The organism is Herbaspirillum sp. NPDC101396 (assembly GCF_044767365.1).
In the GTDB taxonomy this organism is placed as follows: domain Bacteria; phylum Pseudomonadota; class Gammaproteobacteria; order Burkholderiales; family Burkholderiaceae_D; genus Herbaspirillum.
The window spans coordinates 13,962-37,915 of the sequence record NZ_JBIWNT010000008.1; the positions used below are offsets into that span (position 1 = coordinate 13,962).

Consider the following 23,954-nt stretch of genomic DNA (forward strand, 5'->3'; position numbering starts at 1 on the left):
ACCATCGCATTTGACGGAATCATCATGAACACGACAACCAGCATCACCAATTTACGCATCGACGGCAAACGCCTGTGGAACTCGCTGATGGATCTCGGCGCGATCGGCGCGACACCGAAGGGCGGCGTCTGCCGTCTGGCGCTGACCGATCTCGACAAGCAGGGCCGCGATCTCGTCAGCAGCTGGGCCAAACAGGAAGGCATGAGCGTCACGGTCGACCAGATCGGCAACATCTTCATGCGCCGCGCCGGCCGCAATAACGACCTGCCGCCGGTGGTCACCGGCTCGCACATCGATACGCAACCGACCGGCGGCAAGTTCGACGGCAACTACGGCGTGCTGGCCGGCATGGAAGTGATCCGCACGCTGAACCAGCACAACATCCAGACCGAAGCGCCGATCGAAGTCGCGGTGTGGACCAATGAAGAAGGGTCACGTTTCGTGCCGGTGATGATGGGTTCGGGCGTGTTCTGCGGCGCATTCACGCTGGAGCATGCTTACAGCGCGACCGACACTGACGGCAAGAACGTCAAGGATGAATTGACGCGCATCGGCTACATCGGTGAACAGAAGTGCGGCGATCATCCGATCGGCGCGTATTACGAAGCACACATCGAGCAAGGTCCGGTGCTGGAAAACGCCGACACCGTCATCGGCGTGGTGCCGGCCGTGCTGGGCCTGTCATGGTACGACTGCACGGTCACCGGATTCGAATCGCACGCCGGTCCGACGCCGATGGAAATCCGCAAGGACGCGCTGCAAGTGTCGACGTACATCATGCAGGAAGTCGTAGCGATCGCGAACCGCTATCCGCCCTACGGCCGCGGCACCGTCGGCCAGGTGCAAGTGATGCCGAACAGCCGCAACGTGATTCCGGGCCAGGTGAAATTCTCCATCGACCTGCGCAACGTCAGCGACGAGACCTTGAATCAAATGCACGCAGACTTGCTCGCGTATCTCGAACAAACCCGTCAGAAGACCGGGCTGAAGATCGAGCTGGAACGCGTGTCTTATTTCCCGCCCTGTCCTTTCCATCCCGACTGCGTCGGCGAAGTCCGCAATGCGTCGGCGATGCTTGGCTACGCCACCATGGATGTGGTTTCGGGTGCAGGTCACGATGCCATCTACGCCGCGCGCCTGGCTCCGGCCGGGATGATTTTCGTGCCGTGCAAGGATGGCGTCAGCCATAACGAAATCGAGGACGCCAAACCCGAACATCTGGAAGCCGGCGCCAACGTGCTGTTGCATGCGATGCTGGCCAGCGCAAAAGTCGTCGCCTGAATAAAGAACCCGCAAGGAATAGTCATGCCGTTAAAGATAGTCGTCGCCCGTCTCAACCACGAGACCAATACCTTTTCGCCGATCCCGACGCCGCTGGAGGCCTTCCTGCCGCAATGGGATGCCGCGGCCTACCAGGATCAGAAAGGCGCGCGCACTGCGATGGGCGCCTTCCTCGATATCGCTGACGGCCTGTCGGCCACCATCGTGACGCCCTTGTCCGCAACGGCCAACCCGAGCGCAACGGTCGCGGCCGATGCTTATACGTTGATGACCGACGCCATCGTGCGCGCCATCGAAGCCGGTTGCGACGCCATCATGCTCGACCTGCATGGCGCCATGGTGGCGGAGAACGCCGACGACGGCGAAGGCGCGCTGCTGGAACGCATCCGCAAGATCGCCCCGCGCGTGCCGCTGTGCGTGGCGCTCGACCTGCACGGCAACGTCACGCAAAAGATGGTCGACAACGCCGACATCATTGTCAGCTTCAAGACCTATCCGCACATCGACATGTATGAAACCGGAGAACACGCCGGACGTCTGCTGGTGGAATTACTGCGGGAAAAATCGCGCCCCGTCACCGGCTGGCGGCAGGTGCCGCTGTTGTCGGCGACGCTGACCAGCAATACCTCGGCCTCGGCAATGCTGCGCGCAGTAGAGCAGGCCAAGCTTGCGGAAAAGCAGACCGGCGTATTGGCGGTATCGGTGCTGGCAGGATTTCCACTGTCCGACTTCCGCGATGCCGGCATGTCGGTGGTGGTGGTGACCGACAACGATGCGGCGCTCGCGCAAACCGTCGCCGACACGATTGCGAAACAGATCTGGGCCGAGCGCGATGATTTCGTCTACGACAGTCAGCCGCTGCGCCACTCATTGGCGCATGCGCGCGAAATCGCTGCGGGTTCGGGCAAGGGCCCGGTGCTGTTGCTTGACCATAGCGACAATGTCATGTCAGGCGGCACCTGCAACACCATGGACGTACTGGAAGCGGCGCTGGCCGAAGGAATGAGCGGCATCGCCGCCGGTCCGATCAGCGATCCGGAAGCGGTCGCGCAATTATTGAAAGCGGGCGTGGGCGGCACAGTCACGCTGGCGGTCGGCAACAAGGTGGCGCTGACGCAGCAGGGCATCGTCAAGACGCCACTGCAACTGACCGGCAAGGTGCTGGCGATCACCGACGGCGTGTTCCGCGTGTCGGGCCCGATCTATACCGGATCAATCATCAACATGGGCAACAGCGTGCTGTTCGATATCGGCGCGGCAAAGATCGTCATCACCGAAGAGCGCGTCGAACCGTATGACCTAGGCGTGTTCACCAGCCTCGGCCTGGACCCGGCAAGCATGGATTACGTCATCCTGAAGTCGCGCATGTATTGCCGCCCAGTGTTCGTGCCGATCAGCAAGGGCCTGGAAGAATGCGACTCCGACAGCGGCGGCCCGACCAGTTCCAACTTCGACCTGTTCCCGATCCGCAAGGTGCGTCGCCCAGTCTATCCGCTCGACGTTGCAACGCCTCCACCCGTCTGACGGTCTGACGATCTGACGATCTGAGTAATACGACCATGCCATCGACGAGCGCGCAGGGCCGCAAGGACAGCGCCAAGGCCAGACTGTTGCTGCTCGTCCTCGGTGTGCTGTGGGGACTCAACTGGCCTGCGGTGAAGGTGTCGCTGAGCGGAATTTCGCCATGGACCTTGCGCAGCATCGGCCTCGGCGCTGCGGCGTGCACGCTGTTCGCGCTGGCGTTCGCACGCGGGCGCAGCCTGCATATCAGCCGGCGCGATCGTCCGCACATCGTCATGACGGGGCTGCTCAATATCGCGCTGTTCAATATCCTGCTGACCTTCGCCCAGCTCGGTGCGGCGACCTCGCGCGTGGCGATCATCACTTATTCCATGCCGTTGTGGGCGACGCTGTTTGCGCGCATTGCACTCGGCGAAAAACTTGATCGCGTGCGCGGCATCAGCCTGGCGTTCGGCGCCGGTGGCCTGGCCGTATTGATCGCGCCATTGATCGGCGGCGGCTTGCTGAATCTGCCTCACGGCATCCTCTACGCATTGGCCGCGGCGCTGACCTGGGCGGCCGGAACCGTCTATATGAAATGGGCCAGGATCAATGCGGAACCGCTGGCGGTCGCCGCCTGGCAATTGCTGATCGGCGCGCTGGTGGCGCTGGCCGGCTTGCTGTCGTTCGAAGGCTGGCCGCACCTGGGCGCGCTGCATCTGACGGTGATGATCGCACTGGCGTATCACATCTTTTTCGGCATGGCCGCGGCCTATATCCTGTGGTTCGAAATCATTGCCAGATTGCCGGCCGGCGTCGCCGCATTGGGCACTTTGCTGGTGCCGGTGGTCGGCGTCAGCAGTGCGGTGTTGCTGCTCGGTGACCGGCCCAGCATGCCCGACCTGGTTGGCTTCGCGCTGATCTTCGGCGCCGCCGTTTGCGTGCTGCTGCCCACGGGGTCCCTGCGCCTGAACAGGGCCTGATCAGCTCTGCGCTGTCTGCAGAGAATTGACAAAGGCGGTCTTGAGCACGTGATGCGGCACGTAGAGCAAATCCGTCACCGTCTCCGGCGCCAACGCGCGCGAAAAGAAAAATCCCTGTCCGAAATCGCAACCGATGTTGCGCAGGTGGTCGACCTGCATCTCGGTCTCGGTTCCTTCCGCCACCACCTCGATGCCGAGATTGCGCGCCAGCGTCATGATGGTCTGCACGATCTGCAAGCGCTCGTGATCCTCGTTCATGCGCATGACGAAGGAACGATCGATCTTCAACACGTCCAGCGGGAAACGGTGCAGGTAACTCAGGGATGAATAGCCGGTGCCGAAATCGTCAACGCTGAAGCGCACGCCGATCTCGCGTAGTTGCGACAGGATACGGATGGTGCGCTCGACGTCGCCCATGGTCACGCTCTCGGTGATCTCCAGGCGCAGCGTATTGGGATCGATGCCGGTCTCGGCGACGATCTGCTTGATCTGGTCCACCAGATTCGGCTGGACGAACTGGCGCGGTGAAATATTGACGCTGATGGTGAGCGGTTTGGCGCGCGGGAATTGCCGGTGCCATTGATGCATCTGGCGGCAGGCTTCGCGCAGCACCCACATGCCGATGTAGAGGATCAGGCCGGTGTCTTCGGCGACATCGATGAAGTCGCCCGGATAGACCAGCTCGTCCGGCCCACGCTGCCAGCGGACCAGCGCTTCGACACCGACGATGGTGCCGCCCTGCAGCTCGATGATGGGCTGGTAGTGCAGCACGAATTCGTTGTTCTTCAGGGCATGGCGCAAGGCGGTCTCGATGGTGAGGCGGCTGACCGCCCCCTTGCGCATGCTGCGGTCGAACACTTCGTAGCGGCTCTCGCCCAGCGACTTGGCGCGGTACAGCGCCAGATCGGCGTCTCGCAGGACTTCATCAGCCAGGGTGTGGCCGACGTCGCCGAACACAATGCCGGTGCTGGCGCTGGCGTAGATCTCCTGGTCACGGATCAGGAACGGCAAGGCCATCGCTGCCTGGATGCGCTCGGCGATGCGCACCGCTTCGCCGACGTCATCGACATCGCTCAGCAGCACAGTGAATTCATCGCCACCCATGCGCGCCAGCGTGTAGCTGGGGCTGACGCCGTCGACGCGCAAGGTGTCGGGGGAGGAAGGCGCCGCGGGGTGATCCGGACGCAAGGCATTCCTGAGACGCGCCGCCACCTGGATGATCATGCGGTCGCCGGCGAGGTGGCCGAGGCTGTCGTTGACGATCTTGAAACGGTCGAGATCGATGAACAGCACCGCGAAGCGCGCGTTGTCGTCATCCCACTGGCGCTGCAGCGCCAGGTCCAGCTGCTGCAGGAACAGGTTGCGATTGGGCAGGCCGGTCAGTGCATCATGCGAGGCATCGTGCGCCAGCCGTCGCATTGCCTGCGCGCGCTCGGCGACGTGCCCCAGGCGCGTGCCGATCTGGCGCATCAGGTTCATCAGGCGCAGCAAGTGGTCGTCCAGCGACAGGATGCGCACTGAGAAAAATTCCAGCACCGCCACAACATCTCCACCGCTCATCACCGGAAAGGCGATTGCCGCGCGGATGCCTGCCGACCGTGCGACGTCGGCGCGCAGCGCATCGCGATCGGCGCCGAGATTGACGATCCAGACCGGCGCGGCCTCCGCGAGCACGCGGCCGGGCAGGTCCTGCTCGGCGAGGAATTGCGGGTCGCCGGACATGCAGCGGAAGGCGGAAAATTCAGGCCGGTGGGCGCCATGCCAGATACCGCTTGAAACCAGGGCGGATGGTCTGGCGCTTTTGCGCACGTGGAAACAATGACCCAGCGGCCAGCCGGTGTAGCGGCAGATCTCGTCGACGGCGAATTGCAACGCCTGCTCGAACGTGTCGGCTTCGTTGGCGGCCGCGGTGACGGCTTCCAACACTTGCAATCGGCGCAGGCTGCTTTCCGTGGCGGCATCGGCCTGCAGGCGGGCATCGCGGTCACGCACCAGCGACTGCGTCAGTTTCTCTAATTCCGCGGCATGCGCTGCCACGTCCGGTTTTGTTGTCATGTGATCGTGAGAGTGATCGTGAAGCGAACAAGACGGCAGCCATGCGCATTGCCGTAGTGCACTTCCGAAGCACTGGATTATAGCGGCACGTTGTCACTATTGCATGAAGGCATTTCGCTCATGCCGGCTTAATTTGCCCCAATCCTGACGCAGAGTTGACAAAAGGCCATACAAACCATCGCTCACCTGCGATTTGAAGCCATTTCGCTGTGATACGCTGAACCGATAACAATAATTCAACGCCCGCGCATACCGGCGCGGAAATGAAAAGCAGTACGGGAAAAGGAGACGGCCATGAAGAACTACAGGATAGGTGTACGGCTCGGTATCGGTTTTGTGGCGATGCTGATGTTGATGGCGGTCATGGTGGGTATCGGCGTATGGCGCCTGCAAGGCATCGGCGACGCCACCGACGACATGGTCAAAAATGCCCTGCAAAAAGAACGCGACGCCTCCCGATGGCACGCCGCCATCAAGGAAAACGGCGTACGCACCTTCGCCGTGATGCGCAGCGACGACGCCGAATTCCAGAAATACTTCCAGACCCAGATCGATGCCGAGTCGAAGAAGGTCAGCGATACCCAGAAAAGAGTGGAGGCGGCGATTTCGTCACCGGAAGAAAAACAGCTGTTCGACGAAGTCGGCAAGCTGCGTACCGCCTATCGCACCGCGCGGGAAGATATTTTCAAGATGAAGGCAGCCGGAAACGCAGAGGAAGCCAAACAGCTGACCAACACCAAGTTGGTCAAGATGATGGACGATTACTCCGGCAGCGTGTTGAAGTACGCCAACTACCAGACCGAGATCATCAATCTGGCCGCGCAACGTATCAACGACAGTTATCAATCGGGACGCACCCTGCTGCTCAGCCTGGGGATGATCGAACTGATCCTCGGCGGGCTCCTCGGCTGGCTGCTGACGCTGAGCATCACGCGTCCGCTCAACCAGGCGGTGAACATCGCCGAGACGGTGGCCTCGGGCGACCTGACCTCGCACATCGACGGCAGCGGCAAGGATGAAACCAGCAAGTTGCTGCAGGCGCTCAAGACCATGAACGACAACCTGCTCAATATCGTCGGCGAAGTGCGCAGCGGCACCGACACCATCGCCACCGCCTCGAGCGAGATCGCCAGCGGCAATCTCGACCTGTCGGCGCGCACCGAAAGCCAGGCCGGCGCGCTGGAAGAAACCGCCTCGGCCATGGAAGAACTGACCTCGACCGTGAAGCAGAACGCCGACAACGCACGCCAGGCTAACCAGCTCGCGGTATCCGCATCCGAAGTCGCGGTGCAGGGCGGCAGCGTGGTGGGCCGGGTGGTCGATACCATGGGTGCGATCAATGAATCATCGAAGAAGATTGTCGACATCATCAGCGTGATCGACGGCATCGCCTTCCAGACCAACATCCTGGCGCTGAATGCCGCAGTGGAAGCAGCGCGCGCCGGTGAACAGGGCCGCGGCTTTGCGGTGGTGGCGTCGGAAGTGCGCAGCCTGGCGCAGCGCTCGGCGGCGGCGGCCAAGGAAATCAAGGCGCTGATCGACGACTCGGTGGAAAAGGTAGGTTCCGGCAGCAGGCTGGTCGAACAGGCCGGCGCCACCATGACCGAAGTGGTCGCCAGCGTCAAACGCGTGACCGACATCGTCGGCGAAATCAGTTCGGCCAGTCAGGAACAGAGCGACGGCATCGAGCAGGTCAACCGCGCCATCACGCAGATGGATGAAACCACGCAGCAGAACGCCGCACTGGTGGAGCAGGCCGCAGCGGCAGCGCAATCGCTGCAGGATCAGGCCAGTACGCTGACCCAGGTGGTCAGCGTGTTCAAGCTGGATAATACCGGCGTGGCGGTCAAGCCGGCGCTGCGCACCGTCGATATCACGCCGCAGCGCAAGCCGGCTGCAACGATGCGCGCGCGCGTACTGAAAGCGGATGCACCCAAGCTGAAGCAGGCGCCGGCGCAGGTCCCCGCCAAGGCATCGGAAGGGGACTGGGAACAGTTCTGATGGTGATGTTCAACTCGAGATTCAGCTTGAAATTCGGCTGAGAGTACTCAGATCTGGAAGCCCCATGAAAAACGCCGGCATGCAGCCGGCGTTTTTTGTTGCTGAACCAGATACCTGCCTCAGGCGGCCAGCGCCTTTTCCAGCAGCTGATGCAGTTCGGCGAACTGCGGCTCGCCGACATAGCGCTTGAGGATGCTGCCGTCCTTGCCGATGACGAAGGTGGTCGGGGTCAGCTTGACGTCGCCGAAGGCCTTGGCCAGCGTGTCTTGCGGATCAAGCGCAACCTTGAACGGCAGCTTGCGGGTCTCGGTGTAGTTGAGGACGTAGTTCGGCGGATCGTAGCTCATGGCGACGGCGACGAAGTCCAGGCCCTGGTCCTTGTACTTGTTGTAGGTCGAAATCATCTGCGGCATTTCGCCGATGCAGGTAGTGCAGCTGGTGGCCCAGAAGTTGACCATCACGACCTTGCCGCGCAAGTCCTTGAGTGCGACCTTTTGACCGTCCAGCTTGACGAAGGTGACGTCCGGAGCGGCGTTGCGCGCCGACAGCGAACTGTAGCCGAACAGGGCGACGGCGGCGACGACGGCCAGTCCGCCCAGCTTGAGGCCGAGGCGACGACGGGGCGCGGCAGCGGCTGCGGGCATTGATGAAGTGGCGTTTTTGGCTTCCATGTTCTTTCCGTAGCGGTATTGCCGGATGACAAGGCGACAACATGAAGCATGTGTCAGCCATCCGGAAACATCAGTCGATCAACACATTATAGACGCGCCATGAAAAAGCCGCCGGGCCATGAATAATCACGGACCCGGCGGCTCCGGCCTGCTGCAGAGACTTGCCCTGCGGCGGGCTCAGCTTACTTGGCCGGATCCGGCGGCGCCTGGCGGGAATACTGCTTGAGTTCCTCTTCCGAGATGTATTCGTACAGCGTCACGACCTTTTGCACGCCGCTCACGCCGCTGGCGATATCCGCCCCACGCTTGCCTTCGCGTTCCGTCACGCGTCCCATCATGTAGACGATGCCGCGTTCGGTAGTGACCTTGAATGCGCTGGAATACAGATCCTTGGCGTCAACCAGGCTGGCCAGCACCTTGCTGGTCACGAGCGCATCGCCGGAACGCGCCGAGAAGTTGGACGAACCGGAAATGGCGAGTTCATTGTAGACGGTCTCAACGCCGGGCAAGCTCTTGATTTCACGTTCGGCGGCGGCCTTGGATGCTTCGTCAGGCACCTCGCCGCTCAGCAGGACCTTGCGGTTGAAGCTGGTGACGTTGACGTGGGAGCCCTGCGGCACGACGCCGGGGATGTTCGCTTCGCCCTTGACCACGATGGACTTGTCCTCGGTCTGCGCGCCCAGCGTGCGGCGATCGGTAGCGGCAAAAGTGCCGGCCAGCAAACCGCCGGCCAGTACGCCGAAGCAGCCCTGCAAACCGATTGCCAGCATGCCGCATACGGCGGCGGCCGCCAGCGGACGGCGCAACTTCAACAACGTGGTCCAGCCAGCCTTGACATCATTCATACACATCACCTCCAAAGAGCGCGACATCGATACCGTCGCAAATACAATGTAAAGTCAGCAGATGTACTTCCTGGATGCGCGCGGTACGGTCATGCGGCACACAAATATGCACATCGGCATCGGTCAGTTTCTTGCCGATGGCGCCACCGCCCTTGCCGGTCAGCGCCACCACGCGCATGTCGCGTTCCTGAGCGACCTCGATCGCCGCCAGCACATTGCCGGAATTGCCCGAGGTGGAGAAAGCCAGCAACACGTCGCCGGCCTGGCCGAAGGCCTGGACCTGCTTCGAGAAGATTTCCAGGTAGCTGTAGTCGTTGCCGACTGCGGTCAGGATCGAAGTGTCCGTCGTCAATGCCAGCGCCGGCAGCGGCAGGCGCTCGCGTTCAAAACGACCGACCAGTTCAGCGGCGAAATGCTGACAGTCCGCTGCCGAACCGCCGTTGCCGCAGGCAAGAATCTTGTTGCCATTCGACAGCGCCGTGAACATAAGTTCAATCGCCTGCTCGATCGGCTGCGCCAGCACGGCGCCGGCGTGGATCTTGAGTTCGGCGCTTTCCTGGAAATGCGAAAGGATACGTTGATTGGTCATGGTGCGAGTAAATTTAACGATGCATGAAGAGCGACATTGTCTGGCGCGTCCGCCCGCGTTACCGGCCTGGAACTGGCAGGCCGCGGCAGACAGTGCCAATAAGCCCGGCAATTATAGTGTAGTTGGGCGGCGGCTCCGCCGATGCAAGCGGCGAAGAAGCGTATCAATAGGCGTCCGGACTTGCTTCCACGGCATTTTTCAGCCAGTGCATGCGATCGTGGTCGTAGCCGATCACGTCAAAGCGGCAAGCCGGCGGCATGCGGTAGCGTTGCAGGAAAATCTGGGCCGCAACGATCAGGCGGCGCTGCTTGGCGCGTGTGACGCTGGCCAGTGCGCCGCCGTAGCTGTCCTTGCTGCGCTTGCGCACCTCGACGAACACCAGCGTGTCGCCATCCTGCATGATGAGATCGATTTCGCCACCCTTGCAGCGGAAGTTGCGCTCGACCTGGCACAGCCCCTCGCCTTGCAGGAACGCCAGCGCGGCATCCTCGGCGGCGTCGCCGCTGACTTGCTTGCTGGTGCGCGGAGCGGTGTCGGTCTTGCCGCGCAGCCGGTCGAACAAGGCCATGCGCGCTCAGCGCTGGTTGGCCACCGGGACCGCGATGCCGTCCTGGTAGACGGCCTGGGTTTCCTTGCGTTGGAAATAGGTGGCGCCGGCGCCCATGTTGACGTTGATCTGGCCGGTCACGCCATCGATGTCGAAGCCGGAGTGCTGCGCGGCGATTTCACTGGCGACCCGGAAGGCGTCGATGCCGAGCGCGTACAGACGCTCAAGGTCGGCGTTGGGCTTGCCGTCGATATTGGCGACCGAGCGCGGATACGCCGCCACAGCGGCATGGTCGGCCTGCAATTGCCACGGCATGTCGACCAGGTGCACGCCGTCAAGCTCGGGCAAACGGCTGTCGTTGGCCGGCGGTGCGGTGTTGGTGGCGGCCGCTTTCGCTGCCGCATTGATTGCTGCCGTCGCCGTCGCCAGCGTCAGGGGATTGAGCTGGGAAGTGCCATAAAGTGGAATCTCGTTGCCGATGGCGCTGCGCAGCTGGATAGTCTGCGCGGCATCGAGTGCGACGAACAGCAGCGCCGGTTTTTCCGCCTGGATGCGCTGACCGAGTTGCGCCAGGCCACTGGCGCTGAGCGCATTGTTGGGCACGCTCAGTTCCAGATTGTCGACCGTCAGACCGATCTGCCGGGCCTGCTGTGTGAAGGCCTTGGCGGCGCGGCGTTGCCAGGCGATGTTGGTGGAGATCGAAAAGATCTTGCCGGGCGTCTTGACGCGTTCGGTCCAGGCGGCCACCTGGCGCGCTTCATCCTCGATCGACAAACCCATCAGCAGCAGTTGGCGCGGCAGGCGCTGGTCGGCGCCGTCGGGAAGATCCGGCTGCGCCAGCGCGATGGTCGGCTTGACGATATTGTTCGATTGCGCCAGCGCGGTCACGGCGCTGCGCGCCAGCGGGCCGACGATGATGTCGTACTTGACGGCGGCGTCGTTGTACGCGCTCAGAACGTCCTGCACCGAGTCGCCGGTTTCGATGATGGTGATGACGAGATTGTCGCGCGTGCGTTCGGAGGCGGTCAGGAAACCGGTGCGCACCGCATCGGCGGCGGCGCCGAATACGCTGGAGCGCAGCGGCAGCAGCAGCGCCAGGCGTTTGGGTGGCGGCGCGTTGTCGCTTTGTGCGAGCGGCGCCGGTTCAGCCGGGGCATTTTCCGCAACGGTTGTATTTGCCTGCACGGAAGCGCACAATCCGCTCAGCATGACAGTCTGCAAGATGACTTTCGCCCATTTTCCCAACATTATTTTCTCCAATGAGTCACCCCAACTCCAGCGCGGCAGCCGCGTCGTCAGTCCTGAGCGAGGCCGCGCAGCAGACGTATCCTGAGTCGGCATTATATGTGCTGGCCACGCCCATCGGAAATGTTTGCGATGTGACGTTGCGCGCTTTGCACGTCCTGGCCATCGCCGACGCGGTCGCCTGCGAAGACACCCGCAACACCAGCCACCTGCTTACGCGCTACGGCATCAGCCAGACGCTGATCGCGGCGCACGAGCACAACGAGCGCGAGGCCGCCGAGAAGATCATCGCGCGCCTGCAGCAGGGCCAGCGCATCGCCCTGGTGTCGGACGCCGGAACGCCGGCGGTGTCGGATCCGGGCGCGCGCATCGTCGAGGCCGTACGCGCGGCGGGACTGCGGGTAGTACCGCTGCCGGGCGCATCGGCGGCGGTGACGGCGCTGTCGGCGAGCGGACTGGTCAACGATGCTTTCCGCTTCGTCGGCTTCTTGCCAAATAAATCAAAACAGCGCGAACATGCACTGCAAAAACTGGCGGGTGATACGGCCACGCTGGTGTTCTATGAAGCGCCGCATCGCATCGTCGAGACCATCGATGCGCTGCGGCTGGCCTTCGGTCCCGAGCGCCACGTCGTCCTGGGACGCGAACTGACCAAGCTGTTTGAAACCGTGCACCGTTGCCCGCTGGCCGAAGCGCCGGCCTGGCTGGCCGAGGACGCCAACCGACAACGCGGCGAGTTCGTGGTGCTGGTGGAAGGCGCACCGGCGGCCGGCGACGACAACGACGCTGAAGCCGAACGCGTGTTGCGTATCCTGCTGGAAGAATTGCCGCTGAAGCAAGCGGCCGGACTGGCCGCGCAAATCACCGGCCAAAAGAAAAACGCGCTCTATGAGCGCGCTCTTCAGATTAAGGATGCGGGTGAAGCGTCGACGTGACGCCCCGTGCACTGATCTCAGTGCACGGTCGATTTTGAAAACAGGTTGAGCACGACCACGCCGACCAGGATCAATGCCATGCCGATGATGGCAGGCAGGTCCAGTGATTGGCCGTACAGGAAGTACGCCACCACCGAAATCAGCACAATCCCCAACCCCGACCAGATCGCGTAGACGATGCCGACCGGGATCGATTTCAACGTCAGCGACAGACACAGAAAAGCCACCGCATAGCCGATCACCACCATGATCGACGGCAGCAGGCGGGTAAAGCCTTCGGCCGCGCGCAGGGCGGAGGTGGCAATGACTTCGGCCACGATGGCGATGCCCAGCAATAAATAGGGATGCATGTGTCTGTCCTGTAACGTGAGTTGAAGCGAATCAGCGTTCGACCACGAACGGCGTCACGCTGCTGCGTTGACGCACCACCTGGGCGGCGTCCATGGCCGCCGGGCGAGTAGCGTAAGGGCCGGCGTACAAGCGATACAGACCGTTGACAACGACCGTTTCCATTTTCTCAACAGCGCCGCCGAGGCCTTGCATCAGCTTGTCGCGCGCAGCCAGGGCGTTGGCTTCCTGCGCATAGGCGCCGAACTGCAGGTAGAAACCGCTGGCCAGCGCTGCGCCTGCGGGAGCTGAGGCTGAGGCTGGTGAAGAGGAAAAGGCCGCGACCGCCGGCGCAGTCGTCATCGCCACCGGCATGATCTGTCCGGGTGGCGCCACACTGCCGACCGACACAGGCTCTGCCGCAGGCGCGGCGGCGGCAGTATCCGGAATGCCATTGCGCTTGTTCTCGGCCATGCGCGTGATTTCATCTGGCAGCAGGCGCTCGACTTCCAGTTCGCTGCTGCCGGACGACAGGTAGCCCAGCTTGAGCGCTGCGGTATAGGACAAGTCGATGATGCGCGTGGAATGGAACGGTCCGCGGTCGTTGATCCGCACGATCACCTGCGCGCCGGTCTTGAGGTTGGTGACGCGCGCATAGGACGGGATCGGCAACGTCGGATGCGCGGCCGACATCTTGTACATGTCGTAGAGCTCGCCCGATGATGTCTTCTGGCCGTGGAATTTCTTGCCGTACCAGCTGCCGATGCCGCGTTGCTTGAACGGACGGTTATCGCTGATGGGGGTGTAGGTCTTGCCGAAGACGGTGTACGGACGCAGCGCCGATTTCGAATACGGCTCGACGCGTGGTTCGGCGTCAGGAGTCTCGAGCAAGCCTTCCGGCGGCTGGTCGCCCGGACCGTCGTCCTTGTAATAGCCGCCGCGGCCGGAGCCCGCAGCAGGCAGCGCCGGCAATGGCTTGCCGTTGGCGCTGCGCGCCACCGGTGTCGGGCTCGACGTCGCCGACGGCGACGGATTGAGTGGCGGCGCGCTGCTGCACGCCGCCAGCGCCAGCGGCGCCAATAAGGACAACCAGCGCATCACGCGCGGCGTCGAGACAAGAAAATCCCGCATTTGCAATGTTCCCTGAGCTTGTATTGTTGTGTGACTTCGAGCGCAACGATACCAGAGTATCCACGATGCTACGTGGAAATGCCCGCTGCGCCCACCGGCCGTTACAAAATCAGGTCGCCGGCCGGGTTGTCAGGTTTGCACCAGTTTGCGATGGCGCTGGATACTCATCAGGATGCCCGCTCCCAGTCCCAGCGTCACCAGCGCGGTGCCGCCGTAGCTCATGAACGGCAACGGCACGCCGACCACCGGCAGGATGCCGCTGACCATGCCCATGTTAACGAAGGCGTAGGTGAAGAAAATCATCGTGATGGAGCCGCCCAGCAAACGCGTAAACAGCGTTGGTGCGTTCGCCGTGATCATCAGGCCGCGGCCGATCAACAGCAGGTACAGCACTACCAGGATGGTGTTGCCGATCAGGCCGAACTCTTCGGAGAACACCGAGAAAATGAAGTCGGTGGTGCGCTCGGGGATGAATTCCAGATGGGTCTGCGTGCCCATCAGCCAGCCCTTGCCGGTGACGCCGCCGGAACCGATGGCGATGGTCGACTGGATGATATGGAAGCCTTTGCCGAGCGGATCGGAAGTCGGGTCGATCAGCATCATCACGCGCTGGCGCTGGTAGTCGTGCAAGACCGACCAGATCACCGGCAGGCTGGCGGCGCCCGCTATAGCCAGGCCAGTCAGCACTTTCCACGACAGGCCGGCGAAGAAGATCACATAGAAGCCCGCCGCCAGCACCAGCACGCCGGTACCGAGATCGGGCTGGCGAATGATCAGGCCGACCGGCACCGCCAGCAGCAAGCCTGCGATCAGGAACACCGGCCAGCGGATCATGCCTTCGCGCTTCTGAAAGTACCAGGCCAGCATCAGCGGCATGGCGATTTTCATGACTTCCGACGGCTGCACCACCATGCCGATGTTGAGCCAGCGCCGCGAGCCTTTCTTGACGATGCCGAACACCGCCACGGCAATCAGCAGTGTCACGCCGACGGTGTAAATCGGCACCGCAAACCGCAACAGCGTCTGCGGCGAGACATTGGCTGCGATCCACATGACGATGAAGGCAACCAGAATATTGCGCAACTGGTCTTCGACACGGCCGGGGAAATTCATGCCGGCCGAATACAGCGTGACGATGCCGACCGACATGATCAGAAAGATGATCAGCGACAAGGCGCCGTCGAACACCGCCAGATGCGGTTTGATGATTTGCCACAAAGGTGGTCGATGGAGACTCATAGTATTGTTCAGTCCCTGAGATCGTTGCCGACCGCGTCCGTTGCGGGTTGTGAGGTGGCTTCGCTATCCTTGGCGGCCGCAGCCTTGGCCTTGTCCCCGGGACGTTTGCCGAGCAGGTAGAAGTCGATCGCCTTGCGCGCCAGCGGTGCAGCGGCTTCGGCGCCCCAGCCACCGTTTTCGACGATGACCGACAGCGCAATGCGCGGTTTGTCGGCCGGGGCGAACGCCGTGAACAAGGCATTGTCCAGCAAGTGCGTGGCCAGGCGCTTGGCGTCGTACTTCTCGTTCTTCTTGATCGAGACCACCTGCGCGGTGCCGCTCTTGCCGGCCGAGGTGTATTCCGCGCCGGCGAACACGCGCGCACCGGTGCCTTCCTTGTTGACGCCGACCATGGCCTGCTTGATGACGTCGATGTTTTCCTGCTTCAGCGGAATGCGATAGCTTTCCTTGGGCACGGTGATGGTGCGGTCATGCGTGACGCCGTCTTCGATCATCTTGACCAGATGCGGCTTCATCACGATGCCGTTATTGGCCAGCGTCGCGGTGGCGTGCGCCATCTGGATCGGTGTGAACGCGTTGTAGCCCTGGCCGATGCCCAGCGAGATGGTTTCGCCGGCGTACCACTTGCGCTGCTCCGGCTTGCGGTAGGCGTTGCGCTTCCATGTCGTGGAGGGCAGCAGGCCCTTGCGTTCGTGTTCAAGGTCGATGCCGGTCACCTGGCCGAAACCGAACGGCTTCATGAAATCGTGGATGGCGTCGACGCCGAGGTCGTTGGCCAGCATGTAGTAGTAGGTGTCGCAGGAGACCACGATCGAGCGGTACATGTCGACCACGCCGTGACCTCCCTCTTTGTCGTCGCGGAATTTATGGTTGCCGAGCCAGAAGAAGCCGGGGTCGCGGATGGAGTCGGCCGGCTTGCGCTTGCCCAGCTCCAGCGCGGCCAGCGCCATGAACGGCTTGTAGGTCGAACCGGGCGGATAGGTGCCGGACAGCGGGCGGTTGATGAGCGGGCGATCGGGTGAGTTGTTGAGCTCGTCCCAGGTCTGCTGGTCGATACCTTCGACGAAAACGTTGGGATCGAACGATGGCTGCGAGACATAGGCGAGGATATCGCCGGTGGCCGGATCGATCGCCACCAGCGCGCCCTTGCGATCGCCGAAGGCTTCTTCGATCACTTTTTGCAGCTCGATGTCGATCGACAGGATCAGGTTCTGGCCTGGACTCGCAGGCGTACGCGAAAGCGTGCGCACGGCGCGGCCGCCGGCGGAAATCTCGACTTCTTCGTAGCCGGTAGTGCCGTGCAGCTGGGTCTCGTAGCTCTTCTCCAGGCCTTCCTTGCCGATGTAGTCGGTGCCGTTGTAGTTGGCTTCGTCGTCGGAGTCGGAGATGCGGTCGGCGTCGCGCTGGCTGATGCGGCCGATGTAACCAATCACGTGCGCGGCAGTTTTGCCGTACGGGTATTGGCGGAACAGGCGCGCCTGGATGTCGACGCCGGGGAAGCGGTAACGCTGCGCGGTGAACTTGGCCACTTCTTCGTCGGTCAGGCGCGTGCGGATCGGCAGGCTTTCGAAGTTCTTGGATTCTTCTAGCAGCTTGCGGAAACGGCGCCGGTCCTTCGGCTGGATGTCGACCAACGCACTGAGTTGATCAACCAGATCGTCGAGGCTGCCGGCGATCTTGGAGGGCGTGATTTCGAGCGTATAGGCGGAGTAATTGCGCGCCAGCACCACGCCGTTGCGGTCCAGGATCAGGCCGCGATTGGGCACGATGGGCACCACCGAAATGCGATTTTCTTCGGCCTGAGCGGCGTAGGCGTCGTGGCGCACGATCTGCAGCCAGACGAAGCGCGCCATCAGCAGGCTGAAACACACCAGCACCAGCACCGCGACCGCGAACAGGCGCAGCCGGAAGAGCTTCAGTTCATGCTCGGTGTTTTTGAACTCTGTCATATCGGCGCGTGTTGTGACCTAGATCGGACGATTGTCGTCGCGATTGATCGCACGTCGTTGCGGCGCCAGCAGCAGCCACGCCACCACCGGCCACAGCAGGGCGCAGACAAAGCTTTCGCTGAAGTAGTACCAATGCGGGAATTTGCCGCTGACAATCAGGCGCACCACCAGCTGCACCGCCTGCGTCAGTAGCAGCAACGGCAGGATGTGCAAGGCCTGGGTGCCGACAGGGAACCACAGCACGCGGCGATGGATCATGATCGAAAAATAGGACAGCAGCGTATAGGCCAGCGCGTTTTCGCCCAGCAGCGTGGCTTCGTTGACGTCCATTAGCAGGCCCATCATGAAGGCGATGCTGATGCCGATCTTGCGCGGTTCGTGGATCGCCCAGAACACCAGCACCAGCGCCACGAAATCAGGCACCCCGACCCATTGCCCCCACGGCAGCAGGTTGAGCAGGAAGGCGGCTACCAGGCTCAGTGCGATGAACAGCGGATTGGCCGGCAGCAGGATGTAATGCGGATCGTTCATCGGGCGCTCTTGGCGGGTTGCGCCGGCGTTGCCGCGGGCGTTGTGGCTGGTTTGGCGGCAGGCGCGGCAGCCGAAGTAGCCGCAGCGGGAGCGACGCCCTTGCGTTCTTCGGTCGGCGCCTCCTTGGGCGCCACGGCGTCGCTCTCCTTGGCGCTGTCGCGCAGGCGGCGCTTGAGCAGCTTGTCGACCTTCTCGCCGGCGCCTTCAGGGTCGGGACGCGGCGCAATGCTTTGCTCAACCAGCAGGATCAGCAATTGTTTGTGGCGGTCGACGCCGGCAGCCGGCAGGCAGACGATGTGGGCGAAGGCGTCGGTCGACTTGGTTTCGACCTGTTGCACCGTCGCCACCGACAAACCGGGAGGATAGATGCCGTCGATGCCTGAGGTGACCAGTGCGTCGCCCTTCTGGATGTCGGCGTTGGCTGCCATGAAGCGCAGGTCCAGCACGCCCGACTGGCCGCGACCGTAAGCCACGCTGCGCAGACCGTTGCGCAAGACCTGCACCGGGATCGCCTGGTCCTTGTCGGTCAGCAGCGTGACTTCGGCCGTGAACGGGAACACGCGTGTGACCTGGCCGACGATGCCGACGTCGTCGATCACCGGCTGGCCCGGCGCGACGCCCTGCTGCGAACCGCGATTGAGGATGATCTTGCGGGTGAACGGATCGCGCGCATCGTAGAGAATTTCACCGACCACCGATTTGTTGGTCATGCGTTGCTGCATGCTCAGCAGCTTGCGCAGCTGGCTGTTTTCGGCGGCCATCTGGCGTTCCTGCTGCATCAGCTGGGCGTTCATGGCCTGTTGGCGGCGCAGCCCGTCGTTTTCCTTTTGCAGCGCCGTCAGGGAATTGAAGTAGTCATCGACCTTGTAGGCGGCATCGCGCGGCACCATGGCGACCACCTGGAACGGATACAGCACCGTGCCGACCGCCTGGCGCACCATCGACAGCGCATGCATGCGCGAATCGACCACCAGCATGATGATCGCAATCAACGCGAAAAAGCCGGCGCGGGCGCGGGCCGAGGCGCCTTGCTTGAAGAGTGGTGGGATATCCATGTGTCGTCAGGCCGAGACCGATGCCGAGTAAGCTGAAAACCGCAACAGCCCGCACACGGCGGGCTGGAGGGAGAAGAGCGGGCGGATACCGGGAAGATTCCGGCCAATGTCAGGAAGGCAACGCGCTGCAGCAGTCGAGATTTGGCCGTTGTGCGAACGTTTGGTTCGCAGCACCGACCCAATCTGCTTGTGCTCAGTCATAGGCGCGTTTCGGTTCCTCGAGGTTGGCCGGACTCCTGTGGCGGAGAATTATTCGTTGGAGAAGATCGAACCCAGTTTGTCCATGCGATCGAGCGCCATGCCGGAACCGCGCACCACGCAAGTCAGCGGGTCTTCCGCCACGATCACCGGCAGGCCGGTTTCTTCCATCAGCAAACGGTCCAGATCGCGCAGCAGCGCACCGCCACCGGTCAGCATCATGCCCTTTTCGGCGATGTCGGCACCCAGTTCCGGGGGCGTCTGTTCCAGCGCGTTCTTGACGGCGGACACGATGTTGTTGAGCGGATCGGTGAGCGCTTCCAGGATTTCGTTGCTGGAAATGGTGAACGAACGTGGAATGCCTTCGGACAGGTTGCGGCCCTTGACTTCCATTTCCTTGACTTCGGAGCCCGGGAAAGCGGAACCGATGGCCTTCTTGATCGCTTCAGCGGTTTGCTCGCCGATCAGCATGCCGTAGTTGCGGCGGATGTAGTTGACGATGGCTTCGTCGAACTTGTCGCCGCCAACGCGCACCGAACCCTTGTACACCATGCCGCCCAGCGAAATAATGCCGACTTCCGTGGTGCCGCCGCCGATGTCGACCACCATCGAGCCGGTGGCGTCCGAGACCGGCAGGCCGGAGCCGATTGCCGCAGCCATCGGTTCTTCGATCAGGTAGACCTGCGAAGCGCCGGCGCCGAGCGCCGATTCGCGGATCGCGCGGCGTTCCACCTGGGTCGAGCCACACGGCACGCAGATGATGATGCGCGGGGACGGACGGAACAGCTTGGAGTCGTGCACCATGCGGATGAATTGCTTGAGCATCTGCTCGGTGACGGTGAAATCGGCAATCACGCCGTCTTTCATCGGGCGGATCGCCTCGATGTTGCCAGGAACCTTGCCCAGCATCTGTTTCGCTTCCTTGCCGACCGCCTGGATGGTCTTCTTGCCGTTCGGACCGCCTTGCTGGCGGATGGCGACCACGGACGGTTCGTCGAGGACAATGCCCTGACCGCGTACGTAAATCAGTGTGTTTGCCGTTCCAAGGTCAATTGCGAGGTCGTTAGAGAAATAACTGCGTAAAAATCCAAACATGAATTGTCCTGATGCGCCAGAGTCGCGCGCGTTGCATTTGGTAAGTGGGGGTGTCTTTTTAAGCCGCGGCGACACAAATACGGCGCCCGCAAGGCATTAGTCCTACATTCTACCTTATAATTTGGCAGAAACCAGCAGGCAAAATAGCCAGCCATCCTTGCCTGATAAGAGATTTTTCTGCGTTTTTGCAGGCTTTTACCTGCGCATTTGCCGTCATGGCGATCCGATTTTTCAACACATTAGTTTTTGCGCCCGGCGCGCACCTTCCTATCATGACTCTTGCCCTTTCCGATGTGAAACGCATTGCCAACCTGTCCCGTCTCGAGTTGACGGATGAACAAGCAGGCCAAACCCTGGAAAAACTCAACAGCATCTTCTCGCTGGTGGAACAGATGCGGGCCGTGGATACGACGGGCATCGAGCCGCTGAGCCATCCGATTGCGGCGCTGACGGCCGACCTGTCGCTGCGCCTGCGCGACGACAAGGTGACCGAAAGCAACCAGCGCGAGGCCTACCAGCAACCGGCGCCGGCGACCCAGGACGGCCTGTACCTGGTACCCAAGGTCATCGAATAAATCACACTGCTGTGCAAAAAACTGCGCACAAAAAAAAGACGCTTCGGCGCCTCAGCCTCACCGAACCTGAAACGACATTTTCATGCATACCAAGACCATCAAAGAGCTGTCGACGCTCTTGCAGACCAAGAAAATTTCCGCGGCCGAACTGGCCACGCTGTTCCTCGACCGCATCGGCCAGAGCGACCTCAACGCCTTCCTGCATGTCGACCGCGAACTGACCTTGCAGCAGGCCGTCCAAGCTGACCAGCGTATCGCCGCAGGCGACGTCACTCCGTTGACCGGCATCCCGATCGCGCACAAGGACTTGTTCGTGACGCGCGGATGGCGCACCACGGCCGGCTCGAAGATGCTGGAAAATTATGTAAGCCCGTTTGATGCAACCGTGGTGGAACAGTTCAACGCTGCCGGCACTGTTACATTGGGCAAGCTCAACTGCGATGAATTCGCGATGGGTTCGGGCAACGAAAATTCTTATTTCGGCGCCGTGAAAAATCCGTGGGACAAGCGTGCCGTGCCGGGTGGTTCGTCCGGCGGTTCGGCCGCCGCGATTGCCGCGCGCCTGGCGCCGGCCGCCACCGGCACGGATACCGGCGGCTCGATCCGCCAGCCGTCGTCGCTGTGCGGCGTGACCGGTATCAAGCCGACTTACGGCAGCGTCTCGCGCTACGGCATGATCGCGTTTGCGTCGTCGCTCGATCAGGGTGGCCCGATCGCCAAGACCGCCGAAGACTGCGGCCTGCTGCTCAACGCCATGAGCGGTTTCGATCAGCGCGACTCGACCAGCATCGAGCGCCAGAAGGAAGATTTCACGCGTTCGCTCAACGACAGCATCAAGGGCTTGCGCATCGGCGTGCCGAAGGAATTCTTCGGCGCCGGCCTGGCCGCTGATGTCGAACAAGCCGTGCGCGCTGCACTCGCGGAATACGAAAAACTCGGCGCCACATTGGTCGACATTTCGCTGCCGAAAACCGAACTGTCGATCCCGGTCTACTACGTGATTGCGCCGGCTGAAGCATCGTCGAATCTGTCGCGTTTCGACGGCGTGCGTTACGGCCATCGCGCCGCCGATTACAAGGACCTCGCAGACATGTACCAGAAGTCGCGCGCGGAAGGCTTCGGCGATGAAGTGAAGCGCCGCATCCTGGTCGGCGCCTATGTGCTGTCGCACGGCTACTACGACGCCTACTACTTGCAGGCGCAAAAAATCCGCCGCCTGATCGCGCAGGATTTCCAGAACGCGCTGACCGGTCAGGACCGCAAGTGCGACGTCATCATGGGACCGGTCTCGCCGACCGTGGCATGGGACCTGGGCGACAAGACCGACGATCCGGTGGCCAACTACCTGGCCGACATCTTCACGCTGTCGACCAGCCTGGCGGGCTTGCCGGGCATGTCGATTCCGTGCGGTTTCGGTCAGGGCGAAAAGAACAGCAAGCGTCCGGTCGGCCTGCAAATCATCGGCAGCTACTACGATGAAGCGCGCCTGCTCAACGTCGCCCACCAATACCAGCAAGTCACCGACTGGCACCTGCGCGCGCCGGCCTGAGCGACGTTTGCCAAAGTAAAACAGATACAGAATCAGCGAGGAATACTATGCAGTGGGAAGTCGTCATCGGTCTGGAAACGCACACGCAGCTTTCGACCGAATCCAAAATTTTCAGCGGCTCGTCGACGCAGTTCGGCTCCGCTCCCAACACCCAGGCCAGCCCGGTCGACCTGGCCTTGCCGGGCGTCTTGCCGGTGCTGAACAAGGGCGCGGTCGAACGCGCCATCCAGTTTGGCCTGGCGATCGGCGCGACGATTGCGCCGCGCTCGGTGTTCGCGCGTAAAAACTATTTTTATCCCGATCTGCCCAAGGGTTACCAGATCAGCCAGTTTGAAATCCCGGTGGTCCAGGGCGGCAAGATTTCCTTCGTGCTCGAGAAAGACGGCAAGGCCGAAATCAAGACGCTGCAACTGACCCGCGCCCACCTCGAAGAAGACGCCGGCAAGTCGCTGCATGAAGACTACCAGGGCATGACCGGCATCGACCTCAACCGCGCCGGCACGCCGCTGCTGGAAATCGTCACCGAACCCGACATGCGCAGCGCCGCCGAAGCCGTGGCCTACGCCAAGGCCCTGCACTCGCTGGTGATGTGGCTGGGCATCTGCGACGGCAACATGCAGGAAGGCTCGTTCCGTTGCGACGCCAACGTCTCGGTGCGCCCGGTCGGCCAGAAGGAATACGGCACCCGCTGCGAAATCAAGAACCTCAACTCGTTCCGCTTCATGGAAGACGCGATCAATTACGAAGTGCGCCGCCAGGTCGAACTGATCGAAGACGGCGGCACCGTGGTGCAGGAAACCCGCCTGTACGATCCGGACAAAAAGGAAACGCGCTCGATGCGCAGCAAGGAAGACGCGCAGGATTACCGCTACTTCCCCGATCCCGACCTGCCGCCGCTGGTGATTGCGCAAGAATGGATAGAACGCGTCAAGGCCACCATGCCGGAATTGCCGGGCGCGATGCGCGAGCGTTTCGTCGGCGATTACGCGCTGACCGAATACGACGCCGCCGTGCTGACGCAATCGAAGGCGATGGCGTCCTATTTCGAAGCGGTGGTCGCCGCCGCCGGCAAGGAGCAGGCCAAGCCCGCCGCCAACTGGCTCATGGGCGACGTCGCCTCGACGCTCAACCGCGAAGACACCGACATCGCCGCCGCGCCGGTCAGCGCCGTGCAATTGGCGCTGCTGCTGAAACGCATCGCCGACGGCACCATTTCCAACAAGATCGCCAAGGAAGTCTTCGCCGGCATGTGGGAAACCAAATCCGGCAAGGACACGCTGGCCGACGACATCATCGAAGCCAAGGGCTTGAAGCAGATTTCCGACAGCGGCGCGCTGGAAGCCATCGTCGACCAGGTGCTGGCGGCCAATGAAAAGTCGGTGGCGGAGTTCCGCTCCGGCAAGGAACAGGCCATCAACGCCCTGATCGGCCAGGCCATGAAAGCCACCAAGGGCAAGGCCAATCCGGCGCAACTGACCGAGTTGCTGCGCAAGAAGTTGACATCCTGATCATCATTTTTGCTGCAAGAACGACGAAAGCCGCTGCTGTTGCAGCGGCTTTTTCTATTCTGGATTTCGCATGGCGCAAAAAACGCATATGGTTATGAAAACTTATTACTTGCTGGCCCGGCCGGTGAGGCGTGTAATCCTTGTT

General features: G+C 62.1%; 21 protein-coding genes. 8 read left to right on the top strand and 13 right to left on the bottom strand.

Annotation, left to right across the window (positions count from 1 at the left end):
• The first annotated feature begins 24 nt into the window (after positions 1-24).
• Genes ACIROY_RS23320 through ACIROY_RS23330 form a run of 3 tightly spaced genes read left to right on the top strand, consistent with a single transcriptional unit; the run spans position 25 to position 3,764 of the window.
• Positions 25-1,281 (top strand): Zn-dependent hydrolase, encoded by a 1,257-nt coding sequence (locus tag ACIROY_RS23320; protein ID WP_402344551.1) that lies wholly within the window; start codon positions 25-27, stop codon positions 1,279-1,281.
• A 24-nt stretch (positions 1,282-1,305) separates the two neighbouring features.
• Positions 1,306-2,805, top strand: a complete 1,500-nt coding sequence (locus ACIROY_RS23325; protein WP_402278947.1) for a M81 family metallopeptidase — start codon at positions 1,306-1,308, stop codon at positions 2,803-2,805.
• Positions 2,806-2,840: 35 nt separating this feature from the next.
• Positions 2,841-3,764, top strand: coding sequence for a DMT family transporter (locus ACIROY_RS23330; RefSeq protein WP_402278945.1), 924 nt, complete (start codon positions 2,841-2,843; stop codon positions 3,762-3,764).
• Here ACIROY_RS23330 and ACIROY_RS23335 read toward each other — a convergent pair whose 3' ends face one another.
• Complete coding sequence (locus ACIROY_RS23335) at positions 3,765-5,819, bottom strand: putative bifunctional diguanylate cyclase/phosphodiesterase (RefSeq protein WP_402344554.1); 2,055 nt, start codon at positions 5,817-5,819, stop codon at positions 3,765-3,767. It abuts the gene before it with no gap.
• A 294-nt stretch (positions 5,820-6,113) separates the two neighbouring features.
• Here ACIROY_RS23335 and ACIROY_RS23340 point away from each other — a divergent pair, with 294 nt between their 5' ends.
• Complete coding sequence (locus ACIROY_RS23340; protein ID WP_402344557.1) at positions 6,114-7,820, top strand: methyl-accepting chemotaxis protein; 1,707 nt, start codon at positions 6,114-6,116, stop codon at positions 7,818-7,820.
• 119 nt (positions 7,821-7,939) lie between these two features.
• Here ACIROY_RS23340 and ACIROY_RS23345 read toward each other — a convergent pair whose 3' ends face one another.
• The 5 genes from ACIROY_RS23345 to ACIROY_RS23365 all read right to left on the bottom strand — a co-directional run bounded on the left by ACIROY_RS23345 (position 7,940) and on the right by ACIROY_RS23365 (position 11,720).
• On the bottom strand, positions 7,940-8,464 hold the full coding sequence (locus ACIROY_RS23345; protein WP_402278972.1) for a peroxiredoxin family protein: 525 nt from the start codon (positions 8,462-8,464) through the stop codon (positions 7,940-7,942).
• Positions 8,465-8,673: 209 nt separating this feature from the next.
• Positions 8,674-9,336, bottom strand: coding sequence for a BON domain-containing protein (locus tag ACIROY_RS23350; protein WP_402278939.1), 663 nt, complete (start codon positions 9,334-9,336; stop codon positions 8,674-8,676).
• Positions 9,329-9,925 (bottom strand): phosphoheptose isomerase, encoded by a 597-nt coding sequence (locus tag ACIROY_RS23355; protein WP_402278938.1) that lies wholly within the window; start codon positions 9,923-9,925, stop codon positions 9,329-9,331. The genes ACIROY_RS23350 and ACIROY_RS23355 overlap by 8 nt, the downstream gene beginning before the upstream one ends.
• A 163-nt stretch (positions 9,926-10,088) precedes the next feature.
• The gene (locus ACIROY_RS23360; protein ID WP_402344560.1) at positions 10,089-10,493 is read right to left on the bottom strand and encodes a YraN family protein; all 405 of its coding nucleotides are present in this window, start codon (positions 10,491-10,493) and stop codon (positions 10,089-10,091) included.
• A gap of 6 nt (positions 10,494-10,499) precedes the next feature.
• Positions 10,500-11,720, bottom strand: a complete 1,221-nt coding sequence (locus tag ACIROY_RS23365; RefSeq protein ID WP_402278934.1) for a penicillin-binding protein activator — start codon at positions 11,718-11,720, stop codon at positions 10,500-10,502.
• Positions 11,721-11,731: 11 nt separating this feature from the next.
• Here ACIROY_RS23365 and rsmI point away from each other — a divergent pair, with 11 nt between their 5' ends.
• Positions 11,732-12,652, top strand: coding sequence for a 16S rRNA (cytidine(1402)-2'-O)-methyltransferase (rsmI, locus tag ACIROY_RS23370; protein ID WP_402278932.1), 921 nt, complete (start codon positions 11,732-11,734; stop codon positions 12,650-12,652).
• 17 nt (positions 12,653-12,669) lie between these two features.
• On the opposite strand, the gene ACIROY_RS23375 is transcribed toward rsmI, so the two are convergent.
• The 7 genes from ACIROY_RS23375 to ACIROY_RS23405 all read right to left on the bottom strand — a co-directional run bounded on the left by ACIROY_RS23375 (position 12,670) and on the right by ACIROY_RS23405 (position 20,177).
• Positions 12,670-13,002: an SMR family transporter gene (locus ACIROY_RS23375; RefSeq protein ID WP_016833797.1), complete on the bottom strand. Its 333-nt coding sequence runs from the start codon at positions 13,000-13,002 to the stop codon at positions 12,670-12,672.
• Positions 13,003-13,033: 31 nt separating this feature from the next.
• Positions 13,034-14,110, bottom strand: a complete 1,077-nt coding sequence (locus tag ACIROY_RS23380) for a septal ring lytic transglycosylase RlpA family protein (protein ID WP_402344563.1) — start codon at positions 14,108-14,110, stop codon at positions 13,034-13,036.
• 129 nt (positions 14,111-14,239) lie between these two features.
• On the bottom strand, positions 14,240-15,349 hold the full coding sequence (gene rodA / locus ACIROY_RS23385) for a rod shape-determining protein RodA (RefSeq protein ID WP_402278929.1): 1,110 nt from the start codon (positions 15,347-15,349) through the stop codon (positions 14,240-14,242).
• A gap of 8 nt (positions 15,350-15,357) precedes the next feature.
• Entirely contained in the window at positions 15,358-17,298 is a 1,941-nt protein-coding gene (gene mrdA / locus ACIROY_RS23390) for a penicillin-binding protein 2 (protein WP_402278928.1), read from the bottom strand.
• An 18-nt stretch (positions 17,299-17,316) separates the two neighbouring features.
• Positions 17,317-17,829 (bottom strand): rod shape-determining protein MreD, encoded by a 513-nt coding sequence (gene mreD / locus ACIROY_RS23395; RefSeq protein ID WP_053195515.1) that lies wholly within the window; start codon positions 17,827-17,829, stop codon positions 17,317-17,319.
• Positions 17,826-18,884: a rod shape-determining protein MreC gene (mreC, locus tag ACIROY_RS23400; protein ID WP_402344566.1), complete on the bottom strand. Its 1,059-nt coding sequence runs from the start codon at positions 18,882-18,884 to the stop codon at positions 17,826-17,828. Before mreC ends, mreD begins: the two co-directional genes overlap by 4 nt.
• A 249-nt stretch (positions 18,885-19,133) precedes the next feature.
• The gene (locus tag ACIROY_RS23405; protein WP_050463753.1) at positions 19,134-20,177 is read right to left on the bottom strand and encodes a rod shape-determining protein; all 1,044 of its coding nucleotides are present in this window, start codon (positions 20,175-20,177) and stop codon (positions 19,134-19,136) included.
• A gap of 272 nt (positions 20,178-20,449) precedes the next feature.
• Between ACIROY_RS23405 and gatC the strand changes: the two genes are divergently transcribed.
• From gatC to gatB, 3 genes are all read left to right on the top strand, one after another.
• On the top strand, positions 20,450-20,752 hold the full coding sequence (gene gatC, locus ACIROY_RS23410) for an Asp-tRNA(Asn)/Glu-tRNA(Gln) amidotransferase subunit GatC (RefSeq protein ID WP_402278925.1): 303 nt from the start codon (positions 20,450-20,452) through the stop codon (positions 20,750-20,752).
• An 82-nt stretch (positions 20,753-20,834) separates the two neighbouring features.
• Entirely contained in the window at positions 20,835-22,301 is a 1,467-nt protein-coding gene (gene gatA / locus ACIROY_RS23415) for an Asp-tRNA(Asn)/Glu-tRNA(Gln) amidotransferase subunit GatA (RefSeq protein WP_402344569.1), read from the top strand.
• Between the two features lie 47 nt (positions 22,302-22,348).
• Positions 22,349-23,809, top strand: a complete 1,461-nt coding sequence (gene gatB, locus ACIROY_RS23420) for an Asp-tRNA(Asn)/Glu-tRNA(Gln) amidotransferase subunit GatB (RefSeq protein WP_402344572.1) — start codon at positions 22,349-22,351, stop codon at positions 23,807-23,809.
• The last annotated feature ends 145 nt before the right edge of the window (positions 23,810-23,954 follow it).

Bases quoted from the DNA above. Each gene is read 5' to 3' on its own strand.
- rsmI (WP_402278932.1), top strand. From the start codon at position 11,732: ATGAGTCACCCCAACTCCAGCGCGGCAGCCGCGTCGTCAGTCCTGAGC.
- mreD (WP_053195515.1), bottom strand. From the start codon at position 17,829: ATGAACGATCCGCATTACATCCTGCTGCCGGCCAATCCGCTGTTCATC.
- ACIROY_RS23320 (WP_402344551.1), top strand. From the start codon at position 25: ATGAACACGACAACCAGCATCACCAATTTACGCATCGACGGCAAACGC.
- ACIROY_RS23355 (WP_402278938.1), bottom strand. From the start codon at position 9,925: ATGACCAATCAACGTATCCTTTCGCATTTCCAGGAAAGCGCCGAACTC.
- mrdA (WP_402278928.1), bottom strand. From the start codon at position 17,298: ATGACAGAGTTCAAAAACACCGAGCATGAACTGAAGCTCTTCCGGCTG.
- ACIROY_RS23350 (WP_402278939.1), bottom strand. From the start codon at position 9,336: ATGAATGATGTCAAGGCTGGCTGGACCACGTTGTTGAAGTTGCGCCGT.
- gatA (WP_402344569.1), top strand. From the start codon at position 20,835: ATGCATACCAAGACCATCAAAGAGCTGTCGACGCTCTTGCAGACCAAG.
- ACIROY_RS23340 (WP_402344557.1), top strand. From the start codon at position 6,114: ATGAAGAACTACAGGATAGGTGTACGGCTCGGTATCGGTTTTGTGGCG.
- ACIROY_RS23325 (WP_402278947.1), top strand. From the start codon at position 1,306: ATGCCGTTAAAGATAGTCGTCGCCCGTCTCAACCACGAGACCAATACC.
- rodA (WP_402278929.1), bottom strand. From the start codon at position 15,349: ATGAGTCTCCATCGACCACCTTTGTGGCAAATCATCAAACCGCATCTG.
- ACIROY_RS23380 (WP_402344563.1), bottom strand. From the start codon at position 14,110: ATGCGGGATTTTCTTGTCTCGACGCCGCGCGTGATGCGCTGGTTGTCC.
- ACIROY_RS23345 (WP_402278972.1), bottom strand. From the start codon at position 8,464: ATGCCCGCAGCCGCTGCCGCGCCCCGTCGTCGCCTCGGCCTCAAGCTG.
- gatB (WP_402344572.1), top strand. From the start codon at position 22,349: ATGCAGTGGGAAGTCGTCATCGGTCTGGAAACGCACACGCAGCTTTCG.
- ACIROY_RS23360 (WP_402344560.1), bottom strand. From the start codon at position 10,493: ATGGCCTTGTTCGACCGGCTGCGCGGCAAGACCGACACCGCTCCGCGC.
- gatC (WP_402278925.1), top strand. From the start codon at position 20,450: ATGACTCTTGCCCTTTCCGATGTGAAACGCATTGCCAACCTGTCCCGT.
- mreC (WP_402344566.1), bottom strand. From the start codon at position 18,884: ATGGATATCCCACCACTCTTCAAGCAAGGCGCCTCGGCCCGCGCCCGC.
- ACIROY_RS23365 (WP_402278934.1), bottom strand. From the start codon at position 11,720: ATGTTGGGAAAATGGGCGAAAGTCATCTTGCAGACTGTCATGCTGAGC.
- ACIROY_RS23375 (WP_016833797.1), bottom strand. From the start codon at position 13,002: ATGCATCCCTATTTATTGCTGGGCATCGCCATCGTGGCCGAAGTCATT.
- ACIROY_RS23335 (WP_402344554.1), bottom strand. From the start codon at position 5,819: ATGACAACAAAACCGGACGTGGCAGCGCATGCCGCGGAATTAGAGAAA.
- ACIROY_RS23405 (WP_050463753.1), bottom strand. From the start codon at position 20,177: ATGTTTGGATTTTTACGCAGTTATTTCTCTAACGACCTCGCAATTGAC.
- ACIROY_RS23330 (WP_402278945.1), top strand. From the start codon at position 2,841: ATGCCATCGACGAGCGCGCAGGGCCGCAAGGACAGCGCCAAGGCCAGA.